Source organism: Ligilactobacillus salitolerans (assembly GCF_003864415.1).
Lineage (GTDB): Bacteria > Bacillota > Bacilli > Lactobacillales > Lactobacillaceae > Ligilactobacillus > Ligilactobacillus salitolerans.
Genome location: NZ_BFFP01000043.1, coordinates 1 through 11,187, shown reverse-complemented (window position 1 = coordinate 11,187; position 11,187 = coordinate 1). Strand labels below are relative to the sequence as shown.

The 11,187-nt window shown below is 43.2% G+C and carries 10 protein-coding genes; 3 read left to right on the top strand and 7 right to left on the bottom strand.

Going from position 1 to position 11,187, the window contains the following annotated elements:
* Positions 1–495: 495 nt before the first annotated feature.
* Entirely contained in the window at positions 496–1,110 is a 615-nt protein-coding gene (apf, locus tag LFYK43_RS10465; protein ID WP_124978061.1) for an aggregation-promoting factor, read from the bottom strand.
* Positions 1,111–1,751: 641 nt separating this feature from the next.
* Positions 1,752–2,252, bottom strand: coding sequence for a nitroreductase family protein (locus LFYK43_RS10460; protein ID WP_124978059.1), 501 nt, complete (start codon positions 2,250–2,252; stop codon positions 1,752–1,754).
* Between the two features lie 202 nt (positions 2,253–2,454).
* Between LFYK43_RS10460 and mscL the strand changes: the two genes are divergently transcribed.
* Positions 2,455–2,871: a large-conductance mechanosensitive channel protein MscL gene (gene mscL / locus LFYK43_RS10455; protein WP_124978057.1), complete on the top strand. Its 417-nt coding sequence runs from the start codon at positions 2,455–2,457 to the stop codon at positions 2,869–2,871.
* A gap of 117 nt (positions 2,872–2,988) precedes the next feature.
* On the opposite strand, the gene guaB is transcribed toward mscL, so the two are convergent.
* The 3 genes from guaB to LFYK43_RS10440 all read right to left on the bottom strand — a co-directional run bounded on the left by guaB (position 2,989) and on the right by LFYK43_RS10440 (position 8,045).
* On the bottom strand, positions 2,989–4,476 hold the full coding sequence (gene guaB, locus LFYK43_RS10450; RefSeq protein WP_124978055.1) for an IMP dehydrogenase: 1,488 nt from the start codon (positions 4,474–4,476) through the stop codon (positions 2,989–2,991).
* 268 nt (positions 4,477–4,744) lie between these two features.
* Entirely contained in the window at positions 4,745–7,633 is a 2,889-nt protein-coding gene (locus LFYK43_RS10445; RefSeq protein WP_124978053.1) for a DUF3427 domain-containing protein, read from the bottom strand.
* Entirely contained in the window at positions 7,626–8,045 is a 420-nt protein-coding gene (locus LFYK43_RS10440) for a (deoxy)nucleoside triphosphate pyrophosphohydrolase (RefSeq protein ID WP_124978051.1), read from the bottom strand. The genes LFYK43_RS10445 and LFYK43_RS10440 overlap by 8 nt, the downstream gene beginning before the upstream one ends.
* 128 nt (positions 8,046–8,173) lie before the next feature.
* Here LFYK43_RS10440 and ndk point away from each other — a divergent pair, with 128 nt between their 5' ends.
* On the top strand, positions 8,174–8,629 hold the full coding sequence (gene ndk / locus LFYK43_RS10435) for a nucleoside-diphosphate kinase (RefSeq protein ID WP_124978049.1): 456 nt from the start codon (positions 8,174–8,176) through the stop codon (positions 8,627–8,629).
* A gap of 44 nt (positions 8,630–8,673) precedes the next feature.
* On the opposite strand, the gene LFYK43_RS10430 is transcribed toward ndk, so the two are convergent.
* Positions 8,674–10,167 (bottom strand): amidase family protein, encoded by a 1,494-nt coding sequence (locus LFYK43_RS10430; protein WP_124978047.1) that lies wholly within the window; start codon positions 10,165–10,167, stop codon positions 8,674–8,676.
* Between the two features lie 304 nt (positions 10,168–10,471).
* Here LFYK43_RS10430 and LFYK43_RS13115 point away from each other — a divergent pair, with 304 nt between their 5' ends.
* Positions 10,472–10,585, top strand: a complete 114-nt coding sequence (locus LFYK43_RS13115) for a putative holin-like toxin (protein WP_369692915.1) — start codon at positions 10,472–10,474, stop codon at positions 10,583–10,585.
* Between the two features lie 381 nt (positions 10,586–10,966).
* Here LFYK43_RS13115 and LFYK43_RS12620 read toward each other — a convergent pair.
* Positions 10,967–11,187: hypothetical protein (locus LFYK43_RS12620; protein ID WP_158609237.1), on the bottom strand; the 221-nt coding region annotated here is incomplete at its 5' end.

The following is an 11,187-nucleotide window of genomic DNA, read 5'->3' as shown; positions in this document are numbered from 1 at the left end:
GAAAAAGGTTGAATTGTTTACCGAGAAATTCGGCAAATTGTGGATCCATAGGCTTTTTGTCTCCGTGTGCGTTCATCTGATTTTCTCCTCGTAACAACTTTTCTTCTAATTATAACCTATTTCGCCCCAAAATAAGACCACTGTGAGCGGCTAAATTAATTTTGCGGCAAATATACATTAAACAAAACATACACTCCAACTATAATACAAATTATCCCAAGAATTAAGAATAACAGTCTGACTGCCATTGCGTCCTTTTCTTTCATATTTAGTGAGCTGATGATCATTAAAAGACCGACCAGACACAGCAGTAAAATGATCAATATTATTGATAAGCGCACTTTTTCCACCCACTGTCCTAACTATTATTGCAACTTATATTATATGCGATTCTCTCAAAATTTAAACTCTTACCTTTCTTTTTTAGAAATTTTTTTTAAAATAAAAAAATCCCACACTTTACAGTATGAGATTTTTACTTATTATTGTTATATTTTAATACCAGCCATTTTGTTTCCAGAAGCTAGCAGCATTAGCCCATGAGCCATAACGGCTAGATACATATTGCTGAGCAACTTTTTCCTGGTTAGCAGCAGAGTAATCGCCGTTCAAGTATGATGCATCTAATTGATACTTGCCGATGAAACGACCATTGCTTGCGCTGTATGAGTTGCCAGATTCTTGAGTACTAATGAAATTCTTAGCACTTGCTTCAGAACCTGAAACTGTAGTTGTAGATGTATAGGAAGTTGTGCTTGCAGCTGGTGTCTGAACTGATACAGTCTTAGCAGGTGCAGCTTGGCGTGTCTGTTGTACTTTTGCTTGCGCAACAACAGGGCGAGCAGCTTGCTTAGCAGGCACTTGAACATTGGTTTGAGCTGCATTAGTCGTACCATTAATTTCCAGCTTTTGACCTGGGAAGATCAAGTTAACGTTGCTCAAAGAGTTAGCAGCCTTGATTGCGTTGATTGAAGTCTTGTGAGCTGCGGCAATGCCTGAAATAGTATCGCCAGCTTTAACTGTGATCGTATCAGCGTTAGCTGCAACTGTTGAAAAACCGAATAAACCGGCAGCTGCTGTGACTGTGAGTAATGTTTGCTTTAAATTCATAAAAAAATGTTTCACTCCTGTGTGTATTGTCTATTGATCTCCATCCTTGAAGAGACCCAGCAAGTCTCAGATCATTCATCTGACTAACTCGCTTTACTTACTAAAACTTAGTTCCGCTCGTGAACCGACGCTGACTAGTATATGAAGTTAGTGTTACATTAAAGCAACACTAAGTTTACGATATCCCGTTAGTTTTGTAATTTATTGCTGCTTTTGTAATATAATGTAATATTATCTTAAGAAAATAGATTGTTCAAAATACGTTTATCCCCTACACAAAAGCTCCTGACAGCCCCCGTTTTCTATGTAACAAATTTCAGTATTTCAGCAATCATTATTTCAAAACTTTTTTGAAAAATATTGGAAAAAGTTTTTACTCGGCGGAAAAAATTCAATTTTCCACTTTAAAAATTTGATTTACGCCAGACTGCAATCTTTTTGTAACAATGTAAAATTATCCGGTTTATCCTTGCTGGCATAGGGTAGAACTTGATTTTTTTAGAGTAAAGCGTAAAAGATATTTAACTAAATTTCGTCAAAAAAATAGATCAACTTGCAAAAATTCTGCAAATTGATCTGTCGCTTTTCAAGAAATATCTAACCTAGTTTTTTAAGTCTGCTAGACTGGACGTCAGGAAAAGTTAATTAATATCGTCAGAAGCAACTTCATGGCGATTGCTTGCCGCTGGTTTTAAATGCTCTTTAGGGTAGCCGACAGCCAAAGAAATACAAGGTACAAAACCAGCTGGGATCTTAATTTCACTGGCCAGCTTTTCATCCTTGAGCAAAGGCTGCAAGGCCCCAGCAACCACACAGCTAGCCAAATCTTGCTCTGTTGCTAAAAGAGCCATGTTTTCAACCATCGCTCCCGCAGACACTTGCTCCATTGGTCCGTTATTTTTAATAGAAATGATCACAACTGCCGGTGCTCCATAGTAGGGATGGCCACTGCCAGCGGCCTCGATCTTAGCAATTGCAGCGGCTGAAGTGATCGTCGTAAAATGATAGTTCTCATACTGACCCATGCCGACTGGTGCAGCTTGGCCAGCAATAATGATCTTCTGCAGTTTTTCCTCCGGAACAGCTTCAGTCGTGAAGCTCCGTGTTGCCTGTCTAGCATAAATTGCTTCTTGAATACTCAAATGATGACTTCCCTTCTATAAATACATTGTTAAATACTTCACTTACTATTGTAAGACATTCTTCGCCAAAACAAAACCAAAAATCACCAGTTGAATTAATTAGCCCCACATAATACTGAAAAAATATAAGCATATTGTTTCACCTACAAAATTTTACTGTTTATAATAGTTACATACATAATATTAAAGGGGTGCATTTTGTATGTTAAAAGAATTTAAGGACTTCATTGCCCGAGGCAATGTTTTAGACTTAGCAGTCGGTGTTATCATTGGTGGTGCTTTCACATCTATCGTCAACTCTTTAGTTGAAAATCTGATCAATCCTTTGATCGGGATCTTCATCGGCGGCATTGATTTTTCTGATTGGGTCTTTAAGGTTGGCGACGCTACATTTAAGTTTGGGACATTTATTAATTCAATCATCACCTTCCTGATCATTGCCTTTGTTGTTTTCTTGATCGTCAAATTCGTCAATAAACTAATGCCTCAAAAAGAGATCGAAGCTGTGGTTGACCCGCAAATTCAACTTTTAACCGACATTCGTGACGCAGTTGCTCCGGAAAAAGCCGAAACAACCGAAGATGATGAAGCTGCTGCAGAAACAGAAGAAGAAAAATAAACTTTAAAACCTTGCAAAAAAACCGTTCGCCACAGTTGATCCTGTAGTGAACGGTATTTTTTTGTGTAATTCGCTGTTTACTTAATGTGCGAGCTTGCTCGTACCTCTTGCTTTGTGCTAATTTCTGGAGTAATTTGGTGCTTCCTTGGTGATCTGGACATCATGCGGATGCGATTCGATCAAACCTGCGCCAGTAATTTGAACAAATTGTGCATCATTATTTAAGCCTTCAATATCAGCTGCGCCAACATAGCCCATTCCGGAACGCAAGCCGCCCATCATCTGGTAAACCACATCACCGACTGAGCCTTTATATGCAACACGGCCTTCTATGCCTTCCGGAACCAGCTTATTGGCCTCATTGACCCCGCCTTGGAAGTAACGGTCGGCCGAGCCGTGTGATGAATCCATCGCACTTAAGCTGCCCATCCCGCGATAGGTTTTAAAGCGACGTCCTTGATAAATTTCAGTTTCGCCAGGGGCTTCATCAGTTCCGGCTAACATTGAACCCAGCATCACTGCATTTCCGCCAGCAGCTAGGGCCTTGACAATATCACCGGAGTACTTGATCCCGCCATCAGCGATGATTTTCTTGCCGTATTGACGTGCCACTGCTGCAGAATCGTAAATAGCTGTGATCTGAGGAACACCGACCCCAGCGACGATCCGGGTAGTACAGATCGAACCTGGTCCGATCCCTACCTTGACAACGTCGACCCCTGCTTCAAACAAAGCCTTAGTCGCTTCACCGGTTGCCACGTTTCCGGCAATCAAAGTTGCGGCCGGGAATTTGGCACGAATTTCAGCAATTTTACGCAGCACTCCAGCTGAGTGTCCGTGAGCCGTATCGATCACCAGTGCATCTGCTCCGGCTTGCAACAAAGCTTCTGCGCGTTCGAAAGTATCACTAGTCACGCCGACTGCCGCTGCCACTAATAAACGCCCGTGTTCATCTTTAGCAGAGTTAGGATATTCAACAACTTTTTCGATGTCTTTGATAGTGATCAAGCCGGACAAACGACCATTTTTATCAACGATCGGCAGTTTTTCGATCTTATTTTGCTGCAAGATTTTTTCTGCTTCGGTCAAGGAAGTTCCTTCGGTTGCTGTCACTAAATTTTCCTTGGTCATGACCTGATCGATCTCTACGCTTGTATCATTGACAAAGCGAATGTCACGGTTAGTGATGATCCCGCAAAATTGTCTGTTTGCCATCGTTTCAACGATCGGAACACCGCTGATCCGGTAACGGTTCATCAATTCTTCTGCCTTGGCAACTGAATCTTGCGGTGTCAGGAAAAACGGATCGATGATCACTCCGCTTTCAGAGCGTTTAACTTTACGAACTGCGTCTGCCTGGGCTTCAATCGTCATATTTTTATGGATCACACCCATTCCGCCTTGTCTGGCCATCGCAATAGCCATCTGCGATTCAGTGACTGTATCCATCCCTGCACTAATGACTGGAATATTCAATTTGATATTTGGTGCAAGCTGAATACCCAGATCCACTTCATTTGGTAAAACATGGCTTTCAGCTGGAACTAATAACACATCATCAAAAGTTAGCCCTTTTTTGGCAAACTTTGTCTCCCAATTAGACATCAAAAACGCTCCTTTTTTCTTTTTTGTGAAACAAAAACCCCCGCCTTTGTTTCTGCAGCATAACTACGGATCAGCAGCAGGAACAAGACTAACGGTGCGAGACTGTAGTTTTGTTCCTTGATCCACTTTTTTATATTGTTTTCTAATGTACAAAAAAAGCCTTGCGTTTGCAAGCTTTCTTAGATTTTCCTCATAAAAAACATTAACTATTTTCAAATTCCGTCTGAAAGTTTTCGCTTTTCAAGCAACTTCATCAACTCCAGACAGTTTATCTTCCGTCATTTACGTCCTGAGTCTCGGTCAGAAACTTGAGTTGCTGATACGGCAGCGGCTTTCTAAACTTCAACTCCATCTGCACAACTTTTTTAGGTCTGCCATTTGCACCAGCCAACTGTGTTTCTTGGACACTGTCAGGCGCAATATCCGCCAAACCTAAGTAGGTGTAGCCTTGACCCTCCGCGTCACTGCGTTTAGCGAAGAGATGGAGCTTTAAAATCTGCCTTCCCTGCCCATCACGTGCCAATAATCGTTTGATCTCAGCCGACTCCAAAGTCCGCGGACTGCGCGAATACCATTTGATCGCAGAATTATCAGCAAAGCTGTTCCGGTAATCTTTACTGCGGACCGCCTTTTTATCCTTATGATAAGTAATAAAAATTGGGCATTCCTTTTCACCGACCCAATAGCCGTACATCGGGGCACTCAAGTCTTTGGACCAATTCAGTAAACGGCAGACGTCCTTTCTTGAATAGCGCTGATAAAGAGTAAATTGCTGCTGACTATCGTATTCTTTGTTCAGTTGCAGGCCGCATTCGATTGCATCGTCCAACAGTCGCTTAAAATCTTTCCCCGCCTGCAGCGCAGCTTTAAAATCTGGCGCTAAGCGATAATAAAAGCCGTCATGTTCAACTAGCGGAAGTCCCCCATACTCTTGAGATTTGAGCTTTTTGCCTGCTTTGATCGCGAAAAATTGCAGACTTAAAATCAAGTCCAGTGAATTGAACAATTCTTCATTGTAATAGCAGTTATGTTCTTTAAACACACTGATCAGATCTTGTTCAGAAACCTGTTCTTCTTTGAGCAATAACTGCAACAGCAATAATTCATGCGGGCGTTTACCGGGGGCGAGTTCCTGACTGACAAAACTTAGCAGCTGGGCTTGATATTGAGTCAAGTTGATCTTTTCTTTGACTTTGCCCAGAAATGCACCGTAATGCGGCAGCCGTTTATTATTGAAAAAGACCTGCGGAGAAAGCGTTCCTTGCTCGAGATAGTCGCAAAGCAGTGGAACTCTGCCTAATCTTTGCTTTAGCTCATAGTAGGCTTGTTTTAATTGATGTAAACTGTCGAGTTTGACCTGATCTAACGCTGCAAAAATTCGCTGCTTAGCAATTGGACTGAAATTGATCGTCGACAAACCAAGAATCGGTTTAAAAGCGAGTTCCCGTTTAGCATTATCCTTGTTTTTCGATCGATCATCATGAAGTGCCATGGGGATCAAATAGTTGTTTTTATAATTACCAATAAAATCGATCACCGTTACGTATTCTTTTCCTGGATATTTGCGCAGACCTCGCCCTAATTGTTGAATAAAAACGATGCTCGACTGAGTATTACGCAATAAAATAACTTGATCAACACAGGGAATGTCAATGCCTTCATTGAAAATATTAACAGTCACTAGATATTCCAACCGCCCGTTTTCTAAGTCCTTGACCGCCTGGTCGCGCTGAGCGATACTTTGCTCATTAGTCAAAGCGCGGCTAGGGTGCTGACGCTCAGTGAGCAATTGCGCCAATTCCTGGGCCTCATCTTGGCGACTGCAAAAAATCAAGCCATGCGGTGTTTGATTCGTATCCGTATAGTAATTGATCTGCGCTAAAACATGATCGACTCGTTCATTGGCGACTAAACGGCTCAGACTGGTCGTCTCGTCGATCATTTTGCCAGCATATTCGTAGTCTGTGACGCCCACATAATGGAAAGGTGTCAGCATTTTTTCTTCCAGTGCTTGCTGCAAACGGATCTCATAGGCCAGGTTATGGTCAAACAATTCGAAAACATCAAAATCATCAGTTCGCTCCGGCGTCGCTGTCATGCCTAAAACAAAACGCGGGGTGAAATATTCAAGGATCCGCAGATAACTGGCCGCCCCGCTCCGGTGCGCTTCATCGATCAGCAGATATTCAAATTCATCCGGCGCAAACTGCTGCATAACTGATGCCTTACTCAGCGTTTGGACTGTCGCAAAAACATACTTGGCATTCGTTTGCTTGGAACGTCCAGACAAGATTCCATAATCTTCCTGCCGTCCGCCCAGCACCCGAAAAAATGAAGCACGGGCTGCTTCTAGGATCTGTTCACGGTGTACTACGAACAAGAAACGTTTGGGCGCAAAAGCTTGGACATCAAAAGCGCCTAAGTAGGTTTTGCCCGTACCTGTCGCCGAGATCAGCAAAGCACGTCGAGCTCCCTTTTGGCGAATTTTATCCAGTCTAGCCAGAGCCTCCCTTTGCATCTGATTGGGAGTGATCTTTTGTTTGCCGCCAGCTTGAGAAAATGTTTGCGGGCGTCGGACATAATTTTCCTGATAGTTTTCCAGCCACTTAGGTGTCAGACTAACAGCTTGACCCCACTGAAGGGCAAATTGCTCTTCAACTTGCTGAACCAGTGCGCCCTGCTGACTGGCAGTCAAGCGTAAATTCCATTCATAGTTTTTCAGCATTGCCGAACGCGTTAAATTAGCGCTCCCGATGATCAAGGTTTTCTCATTTTCTTGCTCAAAGATGTAGCCTTTAACATGGAAGCCTGCATTTTGAGAGACCTTAACAGTCAAATTAGGGATCTTTAACAACTCCGCAAACATTTCCGGCTCGTTGAATCCAAGATAATCTGAAGTCAGTAAAGACCCGTGGACCCCTTTAGACGCAAGTTCACTTAAAACTGCTTTAAACGGTGTCAGCATATCGCGGGTGATAAAAGCCACTGCAATACTAAAGGTCAAGCAGGTTTCAAATTCATCCAGCAGATGTTCCCAAATGGTTTCTTGTGCTGTATTTACCAGCAATTTAGGTGCCAGCATTTCATTGCTGCTGTAGCGCTGCTGGTCAAGCAATCCATGCAGGATAGCTTGGGATAAATCATGATTTTCATTCATCAAATTCTATCTTCCTCAAATCTTGCTGCATTAACAAATCTAGCACCGGCCGGCTTGCCGGCAGCCAATCTAAGCCCGCCAATTCTTGCGGCGTGCCCCAACGAAACTCCGTGTGGGCGACGTGTTTTAAATTCTGGCTTTGCAGGCGGCCATAAAAGAATTCAATATGGATCTGAGCATAACTATATTCATAATCAGCCGGAACTAACAATTGCGGTCCCAAGACGACCTCGTCGCCTAATTCTTCGTAAATTTCGCGTTTTAAAGCCTGGCGTGCCGACTCTCCCGCCTCGATCTTGCCGCCCGGGAATTCGTACTTTCCGCCCCCAACACGGTTAGCCTGACGCTGACCGGTCAAGATCTGGTCGCCGGAAAGCAAGACGGCCGCGACAATATTTTGCTGTGGTTTCATTTATTTTCACTCTTTCTTGTGTAAAGACTACCATTTTTCTTTCTTTTTTAGCCAAAATTGCTTATTATCAGATTAATCAAAAATTTGGCATTATCTACCAAAATAATAATCCATGGAGGTCAGAGAACATGACTGAAGAAAGAACATTGATCCTCATTAAACCCGATGGTGTTAAAGCACACCATATCGGACAAATAATTACCCGCATCGAAAACAAAGGCTACTCGATCGACGGTCTCAAATTGACGATGGCCACACCAGAACTGCTAAAAAAGCACTACGTGGACAAAGTCAATAAACCTTATTTTTCAGAGATCGAAACTTACATGCTGGAAGGCCCGATCGTGGCGATCATCGCCAGCGGCTCAAGGATCATCAAAGGGATCCATGTGCTCGCGGGTGACACTAGTCCCAACCAGGCTGCCCCAGGGACGATCCGCGGCGACTTTGGCCGGATGTTTGACGATGGAATCTTACGCAACGTTGTTCATAGTTCTGATAACCCGCAAAATGCAGAAAATGAGATCAAGCTCTGGTTCCCTGAATTATCACAAACAGAGCAGCTCAAAGAAAGCATAAAATAATTTCATCTTTGTCAAAGCACTGACCCCTGATGGTCAGTGCTTTTTTACATGTCCTCGTATGCTTGAGCAAAGTTCAAAACCGTTTGATCGGCGCCAAATGCACCAACCAGCTGCATCCCGATCGGTTTATGATAATCGCTGAACTTACATGGGATGGAAATCGCTGGATAGCCTAAAGCATTGAAAACACCTAAGTTAGCATCCATTCCCATCGAGCCGGTCACCAGCTCTTCCAATGAACCTTCGAGATCAGGCAGCTTGGTAGCCGTAAACGGCGTGCTTGGCAGCGCAAGAATATCAAACTTCTGCATGACTTGTGCAAAGGACTGCTTCAAACTTAAAAGCAGATTTTGCGCCCGTCCATAATAATCGGTCGCAGAGTGGTCGGCCAACATCCCGCTATACAAGATAACCTGAACGATCGGCGGCAACTGCGCATAATTTTCTGGTACGAGCTGTTCATTTAAAGCCTCGCTTAAATCGACCGGATAGTAATTTTCACTGCCCAAGCTTGCTCCGCCCGTTTTGATCAGCTGCCGATATGTTGCTAGCGAATTTAATGTATCGACAACTGTTCGACCCATCTCAAAATCCGGGAGCGAAATTTCTTGGACTTCAGCACCGAGCTTTTCAAAAGCTAAGATATTTTCTCGTACAGTTTCATCGACCACTTTTTCTGACCGGCGCAGTCCGAATCCTTCTTTGACCAGCGCAATTTTTTTGCCCCGCAGATCAGTATTCATGTCTGCTGCAAAATGAAAAGTCTGTTTCATCTCCTTTTGGCGACTATCCAAACCATCCGGACCTGCGAGTACGTCCATCGCTAGAATAATGTTATCCATCGTCTTTGACATTGGACCCACATAATCAAGCAGCTGATCAACAGATGCGATACCAGTATATGGAACGACTCCACGTGAAGGCTTGAAACCATAGATTCCGCACCACGAAGCTGGGATCCGGATCGAACCGGTCTGGTCACACCCTAAGGCAAAATCGACCTCATTGCCGGCTACCAAAGCTGCCGAACCGCTAGATGATCCTCCGGCGGAATATCCTGGCAAAAGTGGATTTTGAACTAACCCAGTATCCGCCGAAAAGCTGCTGCCGGCAACGAAAAGATTTTCACTGACTGCCTTACCGTTAATTTCAGCCCCAGCATTAAGCAGGCGTTTGATCACAGTTGCGTCTTCTTTTGGCTGGTAACCATCCAGCAGCTTAGTCCCGATCTGCATCGGCACGTCAGCGATCGTAATATTATCCTTGACCGCCACTTTTTTTCCGAGTAAAGGTCCAGTGGCAGCATGTTCAATTTTAGTTTTAACGTAATATGCATTATATTTGTCATCCGTAAACGGCCGCTCCTTGAAAGTCCGCTTGTAGGGAGCATTTTTAGTTAGGACTGGTGAATACTTCATGACATCCCGAAAAGTCGCCAGAAAATCTTCATCCAACATTTTCCAGTATTTGTCTTTTTGCTCTTGGGTTAGAGCAACATCCTTGATCTGTTTGAAAAATTCTTTTTGATTAAAGTCCATCTTGTTCCTCCGTTCTATTCTTAGTCGAGTTCGGTGAAAAGGAAAGTTCTGCCAGTCCCAGTCTATTACCACAACGCTAAGACAGCCTCATCAGACCAGGTTCCGCTAACACTGCTTCTCTCCTAATTTCACCCTTCTCTGTGATTTAACTTATTATAGCAAACCAGGTTGACAAATTCTGCGCTAAGTAGTCCAACACATGTTATCGTTCTCATTCTAATAGCAAGCTATGATATAATTATTTAGCAGGAAGTTTTAAGGGCGGTGGCTGTTTTTTCCCTTATGAGATGATGTCTATGGGAACATGGAAGAAACTGCAGAAAGGTTGTACAGCCAGTTGAGCGTATTTGAAGCGCTGTCGCTAATGATCGCATTTGGCATATTAGTGGCTGTTTTGTCCAATAAAAAGGGCAAATAAAAAAGCCGCCCCACTATAACTTTGGCATGGTTATAGGGCGACTATTCAATAGTAGTTTGTAATTATGCCACCGCCTTTGAAGCGGTCTGTATGAGGGACTATGCCAGCACATAGTCCCTTTTCTTCACAACCGAAGTATAACATAGTTTACCTCAGCAGTCATCTTATACAGATAATTGTAAGTGGCCGTTTTTAGTTGGTCACTTTCTTTCGCTCAATTTCCCAAGAATTCTGGCAAAGTAATTGTGAATTAAAAAATTTACTTCTAACTTCTTGCTTGTATCCTTATCCAGATAATTTAACTTGTTTTAGACTCCTTTTCTTCTCTTTGTTTGGGGGGGTGGGGCTTGAGAGCTCTCAAGCCCCCCCAAAACAAAGGCTTTATACCATGTATCTCTTACCGTTGAATTCGACCTTGCCAACTGTTACTCCCACGTGTGGTTCTGAGAGCCTCTGGGGCTGTCTCAACAGCTTAAGAATGAATTTACCGTCATAACTCCATTTATCACGTTTTAAAGCAACTTGGGGCAATCCCAGGTAATACTCTAAATTATTATTTTTGTCGCAATCAATGATCAAAGCTTGCGCCTCTGCTCCTTGCG

Coding starts and splice junctions, on each gene's coding strand:
- apf (WP_124978061.1), bottom strand. CDS start 1,110: ATGAATTTAAAGCAAACATTACTCACAGTCACAGCAGCTGCCGGTTTA.
- mscL (WP_124978057.1), top strand. CDS start 2,455: ATGTTAAAAGAATTTAAGGACTTCATTGCCCGAGGCAATGTTTTAGAC.
- guaB (WP_124978055.1), bottom strand. CDS start 4,476: ATGTCTAATTGGGAGACAAAGTTTGCCAAAAAAGGGCTAACTTTTGAT.
- LFYK43_RS10445 (WP_124978053.1), bottom strand. CDS start 7,633: ATGAATGAAAATCATGATTTATCCCAAGCTATCCTGCATGGATTGCTT.
- LFYK43_RS10440 (WP_124978051.1), bottom strand. CDS start 8,045: ATGAAACCACAGCAAAATATTGTCGCGGCCGTCTTGCTTTCCGGCGAC.
- ndk (WP_124978049.1), top strand. CDS start 8,174: ATGACTGAAGAAAGAACATTGATCCTCATTAAACCCGATGGTGTTAAA.
- LFYK43_RS10430 (WP_124978047.1), bottom strand. CDS start 10,167: ATGGACTTTAATCAAAAAGAATTTTTCAAACAGATCAAGGATGTTGCT.
- LFYK43_RS13115 (WP_369692915.1), top strand. CDS start 10,472: ATGGAAGAAACTGCAGAAAGGTTGTACAGCCAGTTGAGCGTATTTGAA.